This window comes from uncultured Granulicatella sp., assembly GCF_963521425.1.
GTDB lineage: Bacteria > Bacillota > Bacilli > Lactobacillales > Aerococcaceae > Granulicatella.
In genome coordinates, this window is the sequence record NZ_CAUQUN010000008.1 from 45,345 (window position 1) to 66,488 (window position 21,144).

Sequence of the window (21,144 nt, forward strand, 5' to 3'; positions counted from 1 at the left end):
GGAAATCCAGTCCTTTGTCTTTATTAGTCTACTGTTGTGAATGGTAATAATCCCATAATACGAGCACGTTTAATAGCAACTGTTAAAAGACGTTGATATTTAGCACAAGTACCTGTTACACGACGTGGTAAGATTTTACCTTTTTCAGAAATGTAGCGTTTTAATAATTCTACATCTTTGTAATCGATATATGTAATGTGGTTTGCAGTGAAGTAGCAAACTTTTTTACGACGACGAGCGCCGCCACCTCTACGTTGTTGAGCCATTACGGTATCCTCCTTTTGATTAGAATGGTAAATCATCGTCAGAAATATTAATTGCTTCACCATTAGCTAAGAACGGATCTGCTGGAACATTTCCAAATGATGATGTAGGAGCACTTGGTGAGTTAAAACCACCTTGTGATTGATACTGATTTTGTTGTGAATAACCATTATATCCATCATTTCCTGGACGTTGTTCAGTAACATTTTTTGACTCTAAGAATGAAAAATTATCAACGATAACTTCAGTTACATAAACCTTTTGTCCTTGTTGATTTTCATAGTTTCTAGTTTCAATATGTCCTTCAACACCAATTAAAGAACCTTTACGAGTAAACTTTGCTAAATTTTCAGCTGATTTTCTCCAAACTCTACAGTTAATAAAGTCTGTATCTCGAGTTCCTTGTTGATTTGTATAACGGCGCTCACATGCAATTGAAAAAGTTCCAACTGCTACTCCATTTGGAGTATATTTTAAGTCTACTGGTCGAGTTAAACGACCTACTAACACAACATTATTGATCATAGTATCTGCTCCTTTCAAGATTTGTTTTACTTAATATTAAGCAAATGCTTCTACTTTAACAATCATATGACGTAAGATGTCATTGCTGATTTTAGCTAAACGGTCGAATTCGTCAATTGCTTTTGCATCTTCAGCAGTGATATTCACTAAATGATAGATACCTTCGTGGAAATCTTTAATTTCGTATGCAAAACGACGTTTCGCCCAGTCTTTAGATTCAACAACAACAGCGCCATTGTCTGTTAATACAGCATCAAATCTTGCAACCAATTCAGCTTTAGCAGCTTCATCGATGTTTGGACGGATGATGTATAAAATCTCGTATTTTGATGTTTGACTCATTGACTGTCACCTCCTTATGGTCTTTTGGCTTATTCTTTTGAATAAGCAAGGAGAGTATTAATACTAATACTCACGTTCCATTATTATAGCAGAGAAATTGCATTCTGACAACGATTTTGTATTAATTTTTATATAAAAAACAGTATGCAGAAAATCCACATACTGTTCAATATTTATTTCCAAACTTCACGAACAATTTGATCAATTAGTTTTAATTTATCCCATTGTGCTTCAATCGTTAAAATATTTCCTTCTTCTGTTGAAGAGAATCCACATTGAGGACTTAGACATAATTGTTCAAGAGGAACATATTGACTTGCTTCATTAATACGAGCAATCACTTCATCTTTATCTTCTAAGTCACCAGATTTAGAAGTAATTAATCCAAGTACTACTTTTTGGTCTTTAATATAGCGTAATGGAGTAAAGTCTCCGGCACGGTCACTATCATATTCTAAGAAGAATCCATCTACACGGCAATGACCGAATAAAGTCTTAGCAACTGGTTCATAACCACCACTAGAGAACCATGTTGAACGGAAGTTTCCACGGCAAATATGCATATTTACTACTAAATCTTCTGGTTTCCATTCAATTACACGGTTTAATACGTCTACATAATCACGAGCAATTTGTTCTAAATTAAATCCACGTGCTTCATAGGCCTCACGCTTATCTAAAGCACAAAATTCTCCCCAACTTGTATCATCTAATTGAATATTACGGCACCCTAAGTCATAGAAACATTGTAGAGCTTTACGATATGCTGCCACAACATCCTCATAAAATAATGCTTCATTATCTTTGTAACGATCAATTGGGACATAATTTTTCTCACGTACTTGTGTAATTAAATGTAACATACTTGGTGAAGGAATTGTTAATTTAACTGGTGTATCACCTGCATGTTCTTTTAAGAATTTGAAATGTTTTACAAATGGATGTTTTTCAGAAAAATCAATTTTGCCAACAATGCGTAAAGTTTTTGGTTTTACATCTTTATCTTTAAATTGAACAGAGAAATGTTCTACTTCTACTAGTTCCACTCCATCTAAGTTTTCTAAAAAGTCTAAGTGCCAGAAAGCACGACGAAATTCTCCATCTGTAATGGATTGAAGTCCAAGTTCTTTCTCTTTTTCAACTAAGGCAATAATTTCTTCGTTTTCTACACGTTCTAGTTCTTCAGCAGTAATTTCTCCAGCACTAAATTTTGCACGAGCTTCTTTTAATCGTTCTGGACGTAAGAAACTTCCTACGTGATCTAAGCGGAAAGGCGCTTTTTGACAACAATTACAATTTTCATGATTTGACATATTTATTCCTCTTTTCTTTTATTCATGTTCTGGTAAATAAGCAATTGCACGCACAGGTGAACCTGGTGTTTGTTGAACTCCATTTTCATCAAGAAAGCCTCCACCTAAAAAAAATGGAAGGCTATGGATTAACATAAATCTCCCCATAGCCCTTTGTTTGTTTTATAATACTATATTTATTTTCCCCAAACTTCTTCTGCAATTTCACTAATTAATGCTATTTTCTTCCATTGATCTTCTTCAGTAAGGATATTCCCTTCTTCTGTTGAAGCAAATCCACATTGTGTACTTAAGTATAGATTTTCTAATGGTACATATTGACTAGCTTCTTTAATTCGAGCAATGACTTCATCTTTGTCTTCTAAGTCTGCAAATTTTGAAGTTAAAAGACCAAGAACCACTTTCTTACCGTCAGACACTTTTGCAAGAGGCTTGAAGTCGCCGGCACGATCTGTATCGTATTCTAAGTAGTACGCATTTACGTGTTCGCCTGCTAATAATTCATCTTCTACTTTTTCGTATCCCCCTTGAGCAATCCATGTTGACTGGAAGTTACCGCGGCAAACATGTGTGTTCACTACTAGGTCTTTTGGTAATACATTAAGAACTGAATTGTTCAATTGTAATGCACGACCTGCAAAGTCACGACGAACTTCTTCTAATGGACGGTCTGCGTTGAAATGTTTTACAAAACCATCGTCTGCTAAAGCGCCCCATGTACAATCATCAAATTGAAGCGTACGAAGACCTTCGTTGTATAAGTCTGTAATTACATCTACATATGCGTTTTTAATTGCTTCGAAAAGCTCTTTTTCTGTTGGATACACAGATGTCCAAGCTGCAATATTTTCAGGTGTAAAAATTAATTCGAAATAGAATTGTGATGGAGAAGGGATTGTGAATTTCACAATAACATCTTCGTCTTTCACTAAGTCACGTAAGAATTTGAAATGTTCTACGAATGGGTGGTTATGTCCATCAATTGGAGCTGTTAATGTTGCCGTATCAGCTTTTGTTTCGACACCGTTAAATTTTAAACCGTGTTCACCTACCCTATGTTCTATGCCGTTGAATCCCCAGAAGAAGTCAAGGTGCCAGTATGCGCGGCGGAATTCTCCGTCTGTAACGCCTTTTAATCCAGCAACGATTTGTTTTTTTACAAGTTCGCGGATTTCTTTATCTTCTACTGCTGTTAATTCTTCGCGTGTGATTTCTCCGTTTGCAAATTTTGCGCGTGCTTCTACTAAGTCTTTAGGACGTAAATAACTTCCTACGTGGTCTACTCTAAATGGTGCATGTGTTGTCATAAGTTTATTTCTCCAATCTATCTTCTAATTTCTTCTTGCGGGATAATTATTCTCCCCATACCTCACGAGCGATTTCGCTAATTAATGCAATTTTCTTCCATTGGTCTTCTTCTTTAATTACATTTCCTTCTTCTGTTGAAGCAAATCCACATTGTGTACTTAAGTATAGATTTTCTAATGGTACATATTGACTAGCTTCTTTAATACGAGCAATAATTTCATCTTTATTTTCTAAATCAGCAAATTTTGATGTTAATAGTCCAAGAACTACTTTTTTCTCTGTTCCAACTTTTGCTAATGGTTTAAAGTCCCCTGCGCGGTCTGTATCAAATTCTAAGTAATAGGCATTTACATTTTCCCCACCTAATAACTCATCTTCTACTTTATTGTATCCTCCTTGAGAAATCCAAGTAGAATGGAAATTACCACGGCATACGTGAGTATTAATGACTAAATCTTTAGGAGCATTTGCAATGACACCATTATTTAATCGTAACGCACGAGCAGCAAAATCTCTTCTTACTTCTTCTAATGGACGATCTTCACGGAAACGTTTTGTAAATCCATCATCTACTAAAGCTCCCCATGTACAGTCATCTAATTGTAATGTTTTAAGTCCTGCATCATATAAATCTTGAATAACTTCAGAATAAGCTTTAATAATAGCATCAAATAATTCATCTGTTGTTGAATAAACAGCTTCCCAAGCAGCAATATGCTCTGGTGTACGAATTAATTCAAAATAAAATTGTGAAGGTGAAGGAATCGTAAATTTAACAATTACATCTTCTTCTTTTACTAAATCTCTTAAAAACTCAAAATGTTTAACAAATGGATGATTTTTCCCATTAATCGGTGCTTTAAGTACTGCGGTATCAGCTTTTGTTTCAATTCCGTGAAATAAATAGCCACGTTCCCCCACTACATGTTCTACTCCGTTAAAGCCCCAAAAGAAGTCTAAATGCCAGTAAGCACGACGGAATTCTCCATCTGTTACCCCTTGTAATCCAGCAGCAATTTGTTTTTTCACAATTTCTTGAATCGTTTTATCTTCTACTGCTGTTAATTCTTCACGTGTAATTTGACCGTTTGCAAATTTTTCTCTTGCTTCTACTAATTCTTTTGGACGTAAGAAACTTCCTACGTGATCTACTCTAAATGGTGCTTGTTGTTTTGTCATGATATATTCCTCCTAAAATAAAAAATCCTTACAGTTTTTCACTGCAAGGACGAAATTTCGCGTTACCACCTTGGTTTAGAATTATTTCGCAATAATCCCCTCTTTGAGTATTTTTATACTCTTGCTATATCGGGCTACCCGTAGATATTTAATCATTCAATATCTAACACTCCAAGGCCATCTTCAAAAATTCTCTCTTGATCTCTTTTCACCTACCGAGACTCTCTAAACAAGTTTCCTTCTCTACTCACCTTTTCATAGTGCGTTTCTTTAACTGAACTTAGAATAACAGGAGAAACTGTTCTAGTCAATTATCTAATTATTATCTTAAGTTATAGTTTGAAACTATATTAAAAACTATAAAAACTCCATAGTTTTCACTATGGAGTCAAAAATTATAAAGCTTTTTTCAATTTTCTTAAATAAAATTCACCGAAAAATATCCCTAGTCCATTCAGAATGATAAAAGCTGCAGCGCCTATGATATATCCAATTGTTTCTGGAAGGAAGTGAATAATTGGGAAAGAGGCCACTATACAAAGGATTAAAAGGATAAATAAAATAAACATTAAGAATCCTAATAAAAATTTATTTCCTCTACTTTGTAATTCGACAATATTACTCCAATTAGGAACACGTAGGCGATAGTCTCTTTCAAAGCCCCAAGCTGATAACCCAAAACTAATTGAAAACCAAGTAACTATTATTGTTAATACTAATAAAACTGGCATGCGTAGTACTAATAATACAATACTTAATAATAAAATCGGTACAGAAGATTGCGTTAAAAATAATACTTTAAATTTTTCACGAGCATATTTTTTCATATCAATTGGTAATACTTTTAAATATTCAAAATTATCTCTTTCTAAAGAAAAACCAATACTTGTTAAGTTATTTCCAATTGAATTCGTCGTTGCAAATAGTAATGCAACTAATAAATAAGAAATTAAAAATCGGAAGGTAAAAAATTCTGTAACAGTAATTCCTTCTCTCATTATTCCAAAAATCATGGGTAATAACATCAAATACGGTAAAATACTTGGTGCAATGATTCCTTGAACAATAATTGACCCTTCTTTCATTAATTGGATATGGTATTTTCTCACTAATTTTGAAAAATTATCCAATGTAAAGCTACGAACTCTTTTAGAATATTGTTGAATCGAACTAACTTCCATCGCTTTTTCATAAAAGGTTGGCAATACTTTATAGTAAATATTTACCAATAAGAGAATGGTAATTCCAATCCAACCAATATAGCCAATCATTCCATCAAACGATAATGGATGAAGAATCATTGCATAAAATGCTTCAAATGGAGGAATAAAAGCCCTCTCTTGTTTCGTTAGTATTGAAACAGTATTATGATTAGAAATTAAAATATAGAGTAAGCCTGAAAAAATAGAAACAAACCCTAATAATATATTTGAAATAATATTTTTATACTTCTTAAAAAATGACAAACTTGTCAAATAATGTACGAGTGTAAAAATAAATACTCCTAAAAAGACTAATAAGATAAAGCAGTTAATAATCATTAAAGGAATGGTATACCAAAAATCTTTTCCATATTGAATCGGTAAAACGATAAAATAAGCAATAATCGGGCCTAATCCCATTAAAGCGACCATCATAACTGAAATAGCTTTTCCAAGTATAATCTCTACTTCTCTAAAAGCATAAGGTCGATAAGAAGTTAAATCTTTACTTTCATAAAATACATTATAAAAAGCAATAAAACTTTGAGAAAATGTAAAAGCACTAAAAATACTAATCATATTCGCAAATAGGACAGGATTGTTTCCAATAGGATTCACAAATGAATTAAGAACCCCAAAAAAAGCAATATAAATTAATCCAATCATAAGTTGAGAACGAAGGATTTTTTTAGGAATATCGATTTTTTTCAGTGGATTTTTTTCTTGTTTTTGTCGATAAGCAGCTAATTGAGCAGGAGCAACTGCATATAATAAATTCAACTTTACTAATTTTCTAACAGCTTGTAGATTCATCGACATTCTCTCCTTCCTTACGTCCCGCTAAAGATAAATAAATACTTTCAAGAGACTCTTGAGGATTATGTTCTTTTAACTCTTCAATTGTACCGTAAAATAGTAATTCACCTTTTTTCAAAATGGCAATACGATCACATAATTGTTCTGCTACTTCTAATACGTGGGTAGAGAATAATACTGTTTTTCCTTTTTCGGCATGTTCACGCATCATTTTTTTCAAATCGTAAGCAGCTTGTGGATCTAAACCAGTTAATGGTTCGTCTAAAATCCAAATATCTGGGTCGGATAATAAAGCCCCAATAACGAATACTTTTTGTCTCATCCCATGAGAGAATGATTCAATCACATCATAACGATAAGGAGTAAAGTCGAATAACTCTAATAAATACGTTAATCTTTCTTCGATTTGATTCATTGTTAATTGATAAGAAACTGCTATTAATTCCCAAAATTCATTAGCCGTTAAACGTAAAAACAAATCTGGAGAATCTGCCACATATCCAATTTTTCGCTTAATTGTTAATGGATCTTGTGATAGAGGAACGCCATCTACTTCAATCGTTCCACTTGTAAGTGGCAAAATACTCACTAATGATTTAATCGTTGTAGATTTTCCGGCACCATTATGTCCAATTAATCCAACAATTTCTCCACTTTCAATCGTTAAGTTTAAGTTGTTTAAAGCTACCTTATCTCCATATTTTTTTGTTGCCTGTTTAAATTCAATCATGATAAACTTCCTCCCATCCTGTAATTACGCTGATTATACACCTAAAAATAGCGCTTTTCTAGTGACTAAAGTCCGATTTTTATAAAGTTTTACTTGAATTTTTTTATCTCTTAATTATAAATAGAAAAAAGACTTTTCCTCATAGCGTAAAAGGATGTTTAACCCCTTTGCTCATTTAGAAAAGTCTATTTTTACTATTTTATTCTTGTTCGTCTACTAATTCTTGTGCGAAGTTTTGTAAGTTTTCTGTTACTTTTTCAGAAATAACTGTTTCTTCAGACGAAATGACAGTTTCTTCTGCTTCCTCTTCACGATCTACAATAGCTAATGAACTTACAATAGCATCTTGATCTAAACGCATCATACGAACTCCAAGAGCACCACGACCTGTTTGAGAAACATCTGAAGCGTGGAATCGAATGATTACTCCTTTATTCGTCATAATCATTAAATCTTCCTCACCCGTTACAGTTCTTAAGCATACAAGAGGACCATTTTTTTCAGTAATACGAAGAGTTTTAACCCCTTTACCACCACGACCTTTTAAGGCATATTCGCTGGCAGCTGTTCGTTTACCATATCCTTTTTCACTAACGACTAATACTTCACGTTCAGGTGTTAAAATATCCATTCCAATCACGTAATCATCATCACGTAAAGATACGCCTCGAACCCCTGCAGCTGTACGACCCATTGCACGAACTTTTTCTTCATGGAATGTTACAGCATTTCCGTGGTAGGTTCCAAGAATAATACCATCTTGACCACTTGTTACTACTACACGAATTAATTGATCATCTTCTCGTAATTGAATCGCACGTAATCCATTTGTACGAATATTTTTGAAGTCTGATAATTTCACACGTTTTACAGTTCCACGTAAAGTTGTAAAGAATAAGAATCTTTCTGTTTCTTCAGATTCCGGTACACTAATAATCGCTTGAATTTTCTCAGTTGAGTCAATATTCAATAAGTTAATAACTGGTAATCCTTTTGCAGTACGGCTGTATTCTGGAATTTCATATCCTTTTGCTTGATATACTTTACCTGTATTCGTGAAGAATAATAATGAATCATGAGTTGAACATGAAATCATATTTTCTACAAAGTCATCATCATGGACGCTCATTCCTTGTACACCACGCCCACCACGACGTTGTGTTTTAAATTCAGAATTTGCTAATCGTTTAATATAACCATTCTTCGTTAAAGTAATGACTACATCTTCTTGTTCGATTAAGTCTTCATCTTCTAAACTTAAAGCTTCTCCAACTAATAATTCAGTACGACGAGGATTATCAAATTTTTGTTGAATTTCTAATAATTCTTGTTCGATAATCTCATAACGTCTTTCTTCGCTTGCTAAAATTTCATTTAATTCCTTGATAAGTGCTTGTAAATCTGCATATTCTGCATCAATTTTCTCACGTTCTAATCCTGTTAAGCGAACCATTCTCATATCTAAAATAGCTTGAGCTTGTTTATCACTTAATCCATATTCATTCATGAAACGTTCTTTGGCAATATCACCACTAGCAGAACTACGAAGAATCGCCACAATGGCATCGATATGATCTAAAGCTACTTGTAATCCTTCTAAAATATGAGCACGATCTTCTGCTTTTTTCTTTTCAAAAATACTGCGACGACGAATCACTTCTTCTTGATGATTTAAATAGTGTCGTAAAATTTCTTTTAAGCTTAAAATTTTTGGTTCTTGTCCCACAATCGCTAACATATTAAATCCAAAGTTCGATTGTAATGGCGTTAATTTGTATAAATTATTTAACACAACTGAAGCAGAAACATCTCTTCTCACTTCAATAACGACACGCATTCCTTTACGGTCAGATTCATCATTTAAGTACGTAATTCCTTCAATTTTCTTTTCATGATGCAATTGAGAAATACGTTCAACTAAACGAGCTTTATTGACCATATATGGTAATTCCGTAATAATAATGCGTTCTTTTCCATTTTTTAATTCTTCGATTTGTACACGACCACGAACCGTAATAGATCCACGACCTGTTTCATAAGCTCGACGAATTCCAGATTTGCCTAATACAATTCCACCTGTTGGAAAATCAGGTCCTGGTAATACTTCCATCAATTCAGCTATTGTAACATCAGGATTTTTCATTAATAAATGTAAGGCAGAAATAACTTCCCCTAAATGATGTGGAGGAATATTCGTTGCCATCCCTACCGCAATCCCTGTAGCTCCATTGACTAAAAGGTTTGGAATACGAGATGGTAAAACTTCTGGTTCACGTTCTGTTGAATCATAGTTATCACGGTAATTAATCGTATCTTTATTAATATCACGTAGCATTTCTAAAGCAATTTTACTCATTCTTGCTTCTGTATAACGCATTGCGGCTGGACTATCTCCATCAACAGAACCAAAGTTTCCGTGACCATCAATTAATGGATAACGATATGAGAAATCTTGTGCCATACGAACCATTGCATCATAAATGGCAGAGTCTCCGTGTGGATGATATTTACCCATTACATCCCCAACAATACGAGCGGATTTTTTATGGGGTTTATCTGGCGTTACTCCTAATTCATGCATTCCATATAAAATACGACGGTGAACAGGTTTTAACCCATCACGAACATCAGGAAGCGCACGAGATACAATAACACTCATGGAATATTCCAAAAATGATTTACGCATTGTTTTTGCTAAATCCGTTGGTTCGAATTTTTCTTCGAAAAATTCTAAATCTTTTTCCTCAGACATTTTGTCTCTCCTCTTCTTCAATCATTAAATATCTAAATCATTCACGTCAATAAATTTCGCATTTGCTTCAATAAATTCTCGACGTGGTTCTACTTTATCGCCCATTAACATATCTAACACTTGATCAGCTTCAGCAGCATCTTCAACCGTTACTTGTAACATCGAACGATTTTGAGGATTCATTGTTGTTTCCCATAATTGTTCCGCATCCATTTCTCCTAAACCTTTATATCGAGAAATTTGTGGTTTTGGACTAGCAGGAAGTTCTTTTAATTTTGCTTCTAATTCCTCATCATTTTGAATATAAAACTCTTGTTTTCCTTGTTTTAATTTATAAAGAGGTGGTTGCGCAATATAAACATATCCTGCTTCCACTACTGGGCGCATATAACGATAGAATAATGTTATTAATAATGTTCGAATATGTGCTCCATCGACATCCGCATCGGTCATAATCACTAATTTATGATAACGAGCTTTTGATAAATCAAAATCTCCACCAAATCCTGTTCCCATTGCAGTAAATAGAGAACGAATTTCATCGTTGGCTAAAATTTTATCTAATGATGCTTTTTCAACGTTTAAGATTTTCCCTCGAATTGGTAAAATCGCTTGGAAATGACGAGAACGTCCTTGTTTTGCAGAACCTCCCGCAGAATCTCCTTCGACAATGAAGATTTCTGAAACACTTGGATCATTACTTGAACAGTCCGCTAATTTTCCTGGTAAATTAGAAATTTCTAAACCAGATTTCTTACGAGTTACTTCACGCGCTCTTTTAGCAGCTAAACGTGCTTTAGAAGCTAAAATCCCTTTTTCAACAATTTTACGAGCAACTTGAGGATTTTCCATTAAGAATTTATCAAAATGAGTTGCAAATAATCGATCTGTAATCGTTCTTGCTTCAGAATTTCCTAATTTTGTTTTCGTTTGACCTTCAAATTGTGGATCAGGATGTTTAATAGATACAACAGCCGTCAATCCTTCACGTACATCTTCCCCACTTAATTTTTCTTCATTCTCTTTCATTAATTTTTGACGACGAGCGTAATCATTAATGACACGAGTAAGTGCGGTTTTCATTCCAGATTCATGTGTTCCACCTTCATAAGTATGGATATTATTTGTAAAACTTAATAAATTCGTATGGTATCCTGAAGTATACTGCATAGCTACTTCTACTTGAATACCATCTTGTTCTCCTTCAACATAAATCGGTTCTTCAAATAATACTTGCTTAGACTTATTTAAATGTTCAACATAACTTTTAATTCCGCCTTCATAATAAAATGTTTTTACAACAGGCTCTTCTACCCGCAAATCAGTAATCGTTAGTTTTAATCCTTTATTTAAAAAAGCTAGTTCTCGTACACGATTCGCTAATTTTTCAAAGTCATATACAGTTGTTTCTTGGAAAATTTCTGGATCTGGAACAAAATAAACACTAGTTCCATGTTTATCCGTTTTTCCAATTACTTTTAAATCTTCTAAAACAGCACCACGTTTATAAGACTGTTCATAAATATTTCCATCTTTAAAAACTTGGACGGTTAAATCAGTAGAAAGTGCATTTACAACAGAAGCACCTACCCCGTGAAGACCACCGGAAACTTTATAACCTCCGCCGCCAAATTTTCCCCCAGCGTGTAGTACTGTAAAGACAGTTTCTACAGCAGGACGTCCTGTTTTTTCTTGAATATCAACTGGAATTCCACGTCCATCATCAGTAACACGGATATGGTTTTCAGGTGTAATCTCAATTTCAATATGAGTCGCAAATCCTGCTAAAGCTTCATCGATTGAGTTATCAACAATTTCCCATACTAAATGGTGTAAACCGGCACTACTTGTAGAACCAATATACATCCCTGGACGTTTACGTACAGCTTCTAATCCTTCTAATACTTGAATCTGACTGGCATCATATTGTGCAGCAAGAACTTCTTTATTTTCTTCTGTCATTTTCTATTCTCACACTCCATTTTTCATTGAACTTGACCTTGATGAATCGGATATACAATTGGTTCATTAATAAATTGCTTACGAATTCCATCTAAACTAGTCGTTGTTATGAATGTTTGTACTTTATTTTCAATTGCTTTAATCAAATGTGTTTGTCGATCATCATCTAATTCAGATAACACATCATCTAATAATAAAATTGGATATTCTCCCGTAGCGATGTTCATTAATTCTATTTCTGCTAATTTTAAACTTAATACAATTGAACGTTGTTGCCCTTGAGAACCAAAATTTTGAACAGGTTTATCATTTAAATAAAAAATCAAATCATCTCGATGCGGACCTACTAAAGTACTCGCTTGTTCTAATTCTCTTTTTTGTACAACTTCAAATTGTTTTTGATACAATTCTTTTAATTCATTTTGAGATATTCCTTTTTCAATCGAAAGGGATGTTTGATATTTCAATGAAAACTCTTCTCTTCCTAATGAAATTTGTTCATGAATTGGTTTTGCTAAAGCTTCCAATTGTTCCATAAATTCTAAACGATGGTTTAAAATTGCACTTGCCTTTTCAATGACTTGTTCTGTTAAAACTTCTAAATAAATATCAGCCGTTGATTTTTTAATGGCTAATTGTTTTAAATAATGATTTCTTTGCTTTATAAGGCGTTGATATTCTACTAATTCATGTAAATAAATAGGATTCATTTGACCTAGTTCCATATCCATGAATTTTCGGCGATTTGCTGGAGCACCTTTCACTAATTCTAAATTTTCAGGTGCAAATAAAATGACATTTAATTGTCCTAAATAGGAACTAAGTTTTTTTTGTTCTAAATGATTCACTCTTCCTATTTTGCCTTTATTTGAAAAACGAATTTCCAAGGGAATATTGCTAATTTTCTTTTCTACTTTACCTTTAATAGTAGCAGCATCTTGATTCCACATAATCAATTCTCGATCTTGATTTGTACGATGACTCTTCGTCATTGCCAAAGTATAAATAGATTCCATCAAATTCGTTTTACCTTGAGCATTTTCACCGATGAAAATATGAACTCCTTTCCCAAATTCAAGAAAAAGTTCTTCATAATTTCTGAAATGATTCAGTTGTAATTCAACTAATCTCATCCATTACTTCCTCAGATTTTCTTCTCACAACAAAAATGCCTTCTTCAGGAATTTCTACACGTGTTTTATCATAAAGTTTTCTACCACGACGATTTTCAATTTCACCATCGACAAATACAACTGTTTCTTGCAAATACCATTTTGCTTGTCCACCTGTTGTAATGACATCAATATGTTTTAAAAATTGTCCTAATGTAATAAATTCTTCTGTAATTGTTACAATCTTTGTCATGATTTTCCTCTTTTCTCTCATTTGGGTATACACATACTACTGTATTATACCTTTTTTTGTGAGAATTCTCAAAGATTTTGAAAAATTCCGCCTATTTTTGCATTTTTTGATTAAATAAATAAAAAACCTTTTTTAAAGGGAAAAATGAAATTTAATAGGATTTTTTTAAAATTTTAAAAATAAGCAAAAAAAAATCCATGATGATAAAAATCATCATGGACTATTTTTTTATCCATTAAATGTACGAACTGGTGTCACTAATTGAATAAAACTATATGGAATATCTGAATGATTATCTTTTAATGTCAATGTAAATGGACGATTCGCTTCTAAAAATTGAATTGTAGCTTCTGAAGAACCAAATAAACGAAGGGCATCTTTTAAATAATCAGGATTGAATGAAACATCTAATGAAGCACCTTCATAATTTTCTACCATAATTTCTTCTTCAACTTTTCCAATTTCTGGTGAATTTCCTGTTAATAAAATACGATTTTCATTAATCGATAATGTCGCAATATTATTTTTATCTGTATGTGACATTAATGAAGCACGATCTACAGCTGCTACTAAATCACTCGCAACAACCGTAATCGCTGTATTAAATTGATCATTGATTAATCGATCTGTATCTGGATAACGTCCTTCTAATAAACGAGAGTAGAAAGAAAGAGTTTCTGTTTGGAAAAGAACTTGATTTTCAGTAATTGCAAAATCAATCGTTTCTAAACCATCAATAATACGTGATAATTCAATTAATGTTTTACCTGGTAAAGTAATTTCAAATGTTAACGCATTACTTGTTTCAGGCATTTCTAAAGGAATAATTCTTTGACTCAAACGGTGAGAGTCTGTTGCAACAGCTTTTAATTGATTATTCGCAATAACCATATGAATTCCCGTTAAAATAGGGCGAGATTCAGCAGTAGAAACAGCAATAGAAGTTTGTAAAATCACTTGTCTAAATAATGGAACAGGCAATGTTAATACATGATCTTTTTCTACTTCTGGAAGTTGTGGATAATCATGAGCAGATAATCCATTTAATGTAAATGCAGCACTTCCTGCTGTAATCGTTGCTTGTAATTGTTCATTTGTTGCTAAAGTAAATGTATTTTGAGGTAATTTTTTAACAATTTCACCAAAGAAACGAGCAGGTAATACAATTGAACCTGTTTCATGAATCGATAATTGTAATTCTTCATGTTCTACTGGAAGAAAGATTTCAATAGAGACTTCAGAATCACTACCTGTTAAAGTAATTCCTTCTTGAGAAACAACTAATTTAATTCCTGTCAAAATGGGAATCGTTGTTTTAGAGGGAATAGCACGTTGAACGTCTGCTAAATTTTTTAAAAATGCTTGACGATTAATTGAAAATTTCATTTTATGCCTCCTAATGTATGTATGTCTTAAATTTAATTTTATTTATAATAAATATAGTAATAGTAGTAGGGCCTGTTAATTTTGTGGAAAACTATTATTTTACTTTTAAATTCATTATTTTTAATTGTGAATAAGTATTGTGGATAATAATTTAATAACTAGAGTAGTTATCCACATCTTAAAAACCAAGTTTTTTCTTTAAATCATTAACAGCTTTTGTAATATCACCTTGAAGCTTATATTCTTCATTAATTTTATCATAGGCATGTAATACAGTAGAATGATCCTTGCCAAATTCTGTTCCTAATTTTGGAAGAGAGCTATTTGTTAATTCTCTTGCTAAATACATGGCAATTTGACGGGGTTCTACAATGGATTTTGTTCGTTTCTTACCTTTTAAATCTTCTAAAGAAATATGATAATAGCGAGCTACTGCTTCTTGAATATCTTGAACTGATACAATTTTTTCTTTACTTCCAGGGATAAAGTTTTGTAGAGCTTCAGCAGCTAAATTTGTTGTAATATCTTCTCCATGAGTCACAGAATAAGCTTGAACTCTAACAAGAGCACCTTCTAATTCACGGACATTGGATTGAATTTGTCCAGCAATATAGCTTAGTGTATCAGTAGGAATATCAATTCCAACAGCTTCTGCTTTTTTAGATAAAATGGCAATTCTTGTTTCTAAATCTGGTGGAGTAATATCGACTGGGAGACCAGAAACGAATCTTGAGACTAAGCGTTCTTGTAAAGCTTTGATTTCAGTTGGCTGTCGATCACTCGTTAAAACAATTTGTTTTTGGTTATTAAAGAGTGCATTGAATGTATGGAAAAACTCTTCTTGAGTTGCTTCTTTTTCAGCAAAAAATTGAATATCATCTACTAATAATAAATCAACATTACGATAATAATCTCTGAATTCTTGTTGAGTATTTGTTCTCAATGAAGTAATCATTTCATTTGTAAAAGCTTCACTCGTTACGTATTTAACACGTGCATGTGGATTTAGCAATTTATATTGATTCCCAATAGCTTGCATTAAGTGAGTTTTCCCGAGACCAACACCCCCATAGAAAAACAGGGGATTATATAATTGTCCTGGTCTTTCGCAAACTACTAGAGCAGCAGCATGTGCCATTTGATTTCCTTTACCAATAATAAATGAATCAAATGTATATTTAGGATTTAATAGAGAATCATCTTCTAAATAAATATTTTGATTAACTTCTTTAATTTCTTCATTTGTAGAAATATGTGGGGTAGGTTCTGTGAATGTTTGTTTTTTTTGAAAATCTTGCTCATCTGAAATAATAAACTTTGGTTCAAATGACTTTCTAAAATAATCATATCCACGTTCCATTACATCTGTTAGTAGATTATCTTCCCAGAAATTAGCATACGTTTGAGAAGGAACTTGAATATAAAGATAATTTTGGTCAAATTTTAATAATTTAGCAGGCATAATCCAATGTTTAATCGTAAAATCTGAATTTGTTTTTTCAAAATGAGTTAATAAAATTTTCCAAAATTCATCTAATAGATCCATAAATAACACCTCCTTGTGGATAATAATAATAAAATCTAAGAGTAAGTGTAGCATTTTTTTTAAAAGTTTTCCACAGAAAATCTGTTTTTAACAAATTTTAGTGAATTTGTAATAAGTTTTCCACAAAAATGTGGATAATTTGTAAAAAATAACGATAAAATTTATTTATTCACAGAAATTGTTGATAGAATAAATCCAATAAACATAGAGGTTTAAGAATGATATCCACATTATCCACAACTTGTGGATATGTTTTTGTAAACATGCTTTGAATTTGTTAAAAAATTGTGGAAAATTTAGGGAAAAGTTTAAATTTTGAAAAAATTTTAAAAAATAATTGTGGATAACTATGGAAAGATAAATAATTTTACTAGGTATTTTGAATAAAATATGATATGATACTCCAGTACAGTGATGCAAGAAACAAAGTATTGACTTTGTTAAGGAATATCATTATAATGATGTAGACTGTCTAGGATAGTTAGACATGACACAGAACTAGGAGGTGCAAGAAGTTATGAAAAGAACATATCAACCAAATAAACGTAAACGTCAAAAAGTTCACGGTTTCCGTAAACGTATGAGTACAAAAAATGGCCGTAGAGTATTAGCAAGCAGACGCCGTAAAGGTAGAAAAGTTTTAGCAGCTTAGATCACTGAACGTCTCAGTGATCTTTTTTTTATAAATGTTTTAAAAACTTAGATAAAGGTGAGTGTATGCGTAAGTCTTATCGAGTAAAGAAAGAGCGAGAGTTTCAACGAGTTTTTCATCATGGAAATTCAGTAGCGAATCGTCAATTTGTAGTTTATCAAATTAATAAATTGAATCAATCACATTTTAGAGTTGGAATTTCTGTGAGTAAAAAATTAGGAAATGCAGTTGTTAGAAATCGTATAAAACGATTAATACGAAGTGTATTAACAGAACTAAAGCCACAATTACAAAAAGAGATTGATTTTATCGTGATAGCACGTAAACCTGTAGTATCTATGAATTATCATGAAGTAAAAAAATGTATGATGCATGTATTAAAATTGGGAAAGATTTTAATAAAAGATGATTATAATGGAGAAAGTAGGGAATTAAGTGAAGAAAAAGCATAAATTAGCTTTAACATTAGCAGTTTTAACATTATTTTTAGCAGCATGTAGTACAACACCTGTAACAGCAGAAAGTACAGGGATTTGGGATCGGGTGATTATTTATAATTTATCTCAATTTATTATTACTTTATCTCATATTTTTGGAAATAGTTATGGTTTAGGAATTATTGTTTTTACAATTATAACAAGAATTGTACTAGTACCAATTATGCACTTCCAATATAAGACAACAAGACAAACAGCCATTTTACAACCAGAAATTAATAAGCTTCGTGAAAAATACTCTGCTCGTGATCATAAAACGCAAGAAATATTACGAGAAGAAATTTCAGCATTATATGAAAGAGAAGGAGTGAATCAATATGCTGGATGTTTACCAGTAGCGATTCAATTGCCAGTAATGATTGCTTTATACCAAGCAATCAGTCGTACAGAAGCTTTAAAAACAGGATCATTTTTATGGTTTAATTTAGATCAACCAGATCCATTTTTTATTTTACCAATTTTAGTGGTTGCTACAACTTATGCAACTTCTTGGTTAACTATGAAAATGCAAGACAGTGGAGCAGCTGGAAAAATTATGTTATTTGTATTACCAGTAATGATTGGGTTTACAGCATTAACATTCCCAAGTGCATTATCATTATATTGGGTTGTAGGGAATATCTTTATGGTTATTCAAACTTTAATTATGAATAATCCATTTACATTTATTGCAGAACAAGAAGCTATTCAACAGGAAAAACGTCGTCGTGAGAAAGCTTTGGAAAAAGCTAAGAAAAAACACGGTAGAAGTTAAAGAATTGACTTGTTCAGATCAAAAGAACATGAGATAATACATGTAAATTTGCAATATGGAGGATATAGAAGATGACACAAACGATTCGAGTAAATGATGCTTCAGTAGAAAAGGCAATCCAAAAAGGATTACGACAATTACAATTAACACAAGATGATGTAGAAATTGAAGTAATTGATGAAGGTAAAAAAGGATTATTTGGATTCGGACAAAAAGATGCGGTAGTATCAATTACTGTTAAAGAAAAAATTGAACAAGAAGAAGTAGTTGTTGAAGAAGTCGAAGAATCTTATGAGGAAGAAGAATTTGATATTGAAGATAACTATGAAGAATCTGATGAAGCAGTTGAAGTATTAGATAATCATATTGAAGAAGCTGCTCATGTTACAAAAGCTTATTTAGAACAAATTGCTGAAATTTATGGAGCACCAAGTGTAGTTCATGTTGAAGTACAAAAAGAAAAAATGAATTTTGTATTTGAAACAGATAAACCAGGTTTATTAATTGGTAAATATGGTAAAATTTTGAATGCATTACAAGTATTAGCTCAAGTATCTGTTCATCGTTTTGTAAAAGGAAGAATGTCCGTACAAGTAGATGTAGGAGATTACCGTTTACGTCGCACAGAAGCATTACAACAAATTGCTGAAAAAACAGCACGCCGTGTGTTAAAAACAAAACAACCGGTATATTTAGAACCATTACCTGCATATGAAAGAAAACAAATTCATGCATATTTAAGTAAAAATAAACGAATTTCTACTCATTCAGAAGGTAAAGAACCACACCGTTATTTAGTTGTAGAAATTGCAGAATAAAATAGTTAAAGACTGGAACTAATTCCAGTCTTTTTTTATAACTTAAAATCAATTAGTATCGGATTAATAAAACAATATAAACATAAATAGTAGAAATAAAATACAATATAATAGAAAGAAACTTGATAAAATCCTGATTTTGAGGTTGAAACTTTTCATAAAAAGCGTTAAAATGAGTTATCGCAGTGTCTTTAGGGAGAAGACAATAAGAAATATGTGTATTTTATATAAAACATACAACAAATTTTATATAAGGAAAAATAAATAAAAATATTGGAAAATTTCCCAAAAACAATGTACAATAATAGTGAAAATATATAGTTAGGAGAATCATTATGGATATTCAAGTGTTTATAAGGCGTCGTAAAGAAAAAGGCTTATCTCAGATTGAATTGAGTCATGGAATTTGTACGCAGGCAACTTTAAGCCGATTTGAAAATCATGGACAAATTCCTTCAATGAAAATCTTAAGTCAATTGTGTGCACGATTGCAATTAGATGTGGGGGACTTATTTGCGAGTGTCAATACTAAAGAAGTTGCTACAAACAAACTTTTAGATAAAATTGAAGAAAGTATTGTAACAATGGATTATGAATTGTCTGAAAAATTGATTGGAACAATTCAAAAAGATCAATTGAACGATGAACAAAAAATTCACTTGTTATACTTAAGAGGATTCACACAAGTTTTACAAGGCAAAAAAATGGAAGATGATTTATTCTACTTTAATAAGATTTTAGCAGAACAATATGAAAACCAGGATACATATCTACATTTAGCTTATGCTGGATTAGGTTTAGTATATCAAAAACAAAACGATATAGAAAAAGCAGAATATTTCTTTACAAAGGCTATTCAAGAAGTTGAAAAACATCAATTAGAAAAAATGGAAGATGTTTGGCGTGTACTAATGGTTTTATATCATAGTGCTATGTTCTTTAATAAAAATAATAACTATAAAAAGAGTAATGAGTTACTAAAAAAAGGAATTGAATTATGTAGTCAATTTCATATTACTTATTATTTATCAAGATTATATTATCAATTAGCAATGAATTCATTAGAGAGCAATGCAGATAAAGAAGAAGTAAAATTATACTTAAATGATGCTGCAGCTTTCGCAAGAATTAATTCAAATGATGAATTATTGACTGAAATTGAAAAAATTAATGATTCTTTATAATAAAATAGATAATTAGAGTTTAATAAGCAGGAAGAAAAATCTTCTTGCTTTTTTTAGTGAATAAAATATTGAAAAATAAATGAGGGTCATTATAATAGAATAAAGGAGTGATTAAAATGGGTTTACGATTAAATAAAGATGAATTTCTAAAAAAAGAAAAAGTAATTTTACCAGAGGATATTCAGTTACCCTCATTAGAGGAAGAATATGATTTTAACAGTTTTGGAGATACATTCATTATGATGCCAAAAATGGAAGAAAATCAAAGACAAAAAAATCTAGAAAAAAACATCAAAAAAGAATGGTTAGAACCAATTGATAATAAAGAAGAAAAATAGCTATTATTCCTGAAGAAATTTTTTATATAAAAGACTTGCAAACAAAAGCTAGCTATGGTAAATTATATACGTTGTTAACGAACGTTCGTTTTTAAAGCGATTACGAAAAAAAAGAAATTTAAAATAAATTTCAAAAAGTTGTTGACAGAGAAAAACGCCTATGTTAGTATATAGGAGTTGTCGCGATAAGCGGCGTTGACCTTTGAAAACT

20 protein-coding genes and 1 other annotated feature are annotated in these 21,144 nt (G+C 31.9%); of the genes, 6 read left to right on the plus strand and 14 right to left on the minus strand.

What is annotated here, in order from left to right:
• Positions 1-23 precede the first annotated feature (23 nt).
• The 14 genes from rpsR to dnaA form a co-directional block, all read right to left on the minus strand.
• Positions 24-266: a 30S ribosomal protein S18 gene (gene rpsR, locus RWO76_RS03435; protein ID WP_006703119.1), complete on the minus strand. Its 243-nt coding sequence runs from the start codon at positions 264-266 to the stop codon at positions 24-26.
• Positions 267-285: 19 nt separating this feature from the next.
• On the minus strand, positions 286-789 hold the full coding sequence (gene ssb / locus RWO76_RS03440) for a single-stranded DNA-binding protein (protein WP_314354306.1): 504 nt from the start codon (positions 787-789) through the stop codon (positions 286-288).
• A gap of 36 nt (positions 790-825) precedes the next feature.
• Positions 826-1,131, minus strand: a complete 306-nt coding sequence (gene rpsF / locus RWO76_RS03445; RefSeq protein ID WP_314112710.1) for a 30S ribosomal protein S6 — start codon at positions 1,129-1,131, stop codon at positions 826-828.
• Positions 1,132-1,304: 173 nt separating this feature from the next.
• Complete coding sequence (locus tag RWO76_RS03450; RefSeq protein WP_314354307.1) at positions 1,305-2,444, minus strand: 5-methyltetrahydropteroyltriglutamate--homocysteine S-methyltransferase; 1,140 nt, start codon at positions 2,442-2,444, stop codon at positions 1,305-1,307.
• 176 nt (positions 2,445-2,620) lie between these two features.
• On the minus strand, positions 2,621-3,751 hold the full coding sequence (locus RWO76_RS03455; RefSeq protein WP_314354309.1) for a 5-methyltetrahydropteroyltriglutamate--homocysteine S-methyltransferase: 1,131 nt from the start codon (positions 3,749-3,751) through the stop codon (positions 2,621-2,623).
• A 46-nt stretch (positions 3,752-3,797) separates the two neighbouring features.
• The gene (locus RWO76_RS03460; protein ID WP_314354311.1) at positions 3,798-4,931 is read right to left on the minus strand and encodes a 5-methyltetrahydropteroyltriglutamate--homocysteine S-methyltransferase; all 1,134 of its coding nucleotides are present in this window, start codon (positions 4,929-4,931) and stop codon (positions 3,798-3,800) included.
• Positions 4,932-4,973: 42 nt separating this feature from the next.
• Positions 4,974-5,199: a binding site (T-box leader), on the minus strand.
• Between the two features lie 127 nt (positions 5,200-5,326).
• Positions 5,327-6,946 (minus strand): hypothetical protein, encoded by a 1,620-nt coding sequence (locus RWO76_RS03465; protein ID WP_314354312.1) that lies wholly within the window; start codon positions 6,944-6,946, stop codon positions 5,327-5,329.
• Positions 6,927-7,679: an ABC transporter ATP-binding protein gene (locus RWO76_RS03470; RefSeq protein WP_314354313.1), complete on the minus strand. Its 753-nt coding sequence runs from the start codon at positions 7,677-7,679 to the stop codon at positions 6,927-6,929. The genes RWO76_RS03465 and RWO76_RS03470 overlap by 20 nt, the downstream gene beginning before the upstream one ends.
• A 199-nt stretch (positions 7,680-7,878) precedes the next feature.
• Entirely contained in the window at positions 7,879-10,431 is a 2,553-nt protein-coding gene (gene gyrA, locus RWO76_RS03475; protein WP_314354314.1) for a DNA gyrase subunit A, read from the minus strand.
• Positions 10,432-10,455: 24 nt separating this feature from the next.
• Positions 10,456-12,393, minus strand: a complete 1,938-nt coding sequence (gene gyrB, locus RWO76_RS03480; protein ID WP_314354316.1) for a DNA topoisomerase (ATP-hydrolyzing) subunit B — start codon at positions 12,391-12,393, stop codon at positions 10,456-10,458.
• Positions 12,394-12,416: 23 nt separating this feature from the next.
• On the minus strand, positions 12,417-13,526 hold the full coding sequence (gene recF, locus RWO76_RS03485; RefSeq protein WP_314354318.1) for a DNA replication/repair protein RecF: 1,110 nt from the start codon (positions 13,524-13,526) through the stop codon (positions 12,417-12,419).
• Positions 13,513-13,758, minus strand: coding sequence for a S4 domain-containing protein YaaA (yaaA, locus tag RWO76_RS03490; RefSeq protein WP_314354319.1), 246 nt, complete (start codon positions 13,756-13,758; stop codon positions 13,513-13,515). The genes recF and yaaA overlap by 14 nt, the downstream gene beginning before the upstream one ends.
• A 228-nt stretch (positions 13,759-13,986) precedes the next feature.
• Complete coding sequence (dnaN, locus tag RWO76_RS03495; protein ID WP_314354320.1) at positions 13,987-15,144, minus strand: DNA polymerase III subunit beta; 1,158 nt, start codon at positions 15,142-15,144, stop codon at positions 13,987-13,989.
• A gap of 178 nt (positions 15,145-15,322) precedes the next feature.
• Entirely contained in the window at positions 15,323-16,690 is a 1,368-nt protein-coding gene (gene dnaA / locus RWO76_RS03500; protein ID WP_314354321.1) for a chromosomal replication initiator protein DnaA, read from the minus strand.
• Positions 16,691-17,207: 517 nt separating this feature from the next.
• Between dnaA and rpmH the strand changes: the two genes are divergently transcribed.
• The 6 genes from rpmH to RWO76_RS03530 all read left to right on the plus strand — a co-directional run bounded on the left by rpmH (position 17,208) and on the right by RWO76_RS03530 (position 20,933).
• Positions 17,208-17,342, plus strand: a complete 135-nt coding sequence (gene rpmH / locus RWO76_RS03505; RefSeq protein ID WP_006703104.1) for a 50S ribosomal protein L34 — start codon at positions 17,208-17,210, stop codon at positions 17,340-17,342.
• Positions 17,343-17,407: 65 nt separating this feature from the next.
• Positions 17,408-17,794 carry a ribonuclease P protein component gene (gene rnpA / locus RWO76_RS03510; RefSeq protein WP_314354322.1) on the plus strand — a complete coding sequence of 129 codons (387 nt, stop codon included), beginning with the start codon at positions 17,408-17,410 and terminating at the stop codon, positions 17,792-17,794.
• A complete protein-coding gene (yidC, locus tag RWO76_RS03515) occupies positions 17,778-18,593 on the plus strand; it encodes a membrane protein insertase YidC (protein ID WP_314354323.1) in 816 nt (271 codons plus the stop codon). Before rnpA ends, yidC begins: the two co-directional genes overlap by 17 nt.
• 71 nt (positions 18,594-18,664) lie before the next feature.
• Positions 18,665-19,411: an RNA-binding cell elongation regulator Jag/EloR gene (gene jag, locus RWO76_RS03520; protein ID WP_314354324.1), complete on the plus strand. Its 747-nt coding sequence runs from the start codon at positions 18,665-18,667 to the stop codon at positions 19,409-19,411.
• Positions 19,412-19,746: 335 nt separating this feature from the next.
• Complete coding sequence (locus tag RWO76_RS03525) at positions 19,747-20,595, plus strand: helix-turn-helix domain-containing protein (RefSeq protein ID WP_314354325.1); 849 nt, start codon at positions 19,747-19,749, stop codon at positions 20,593-20,595.
• A 116-nt stretch (positions 20,596-20,711) separates the two neighbouring features.
• Complete coding sequence (locus RWO76_RS03530; protein WP_314354326.1) at positions 20,712-20,933, plus strand: hypothetical protein; 222 nt, start codon at positions 20,712-20,714, stop codon at positions 20,931-20,933.
• The last annotated feature ends 211 nt before the right edge of the window (positions 20,934-21,144 follow it).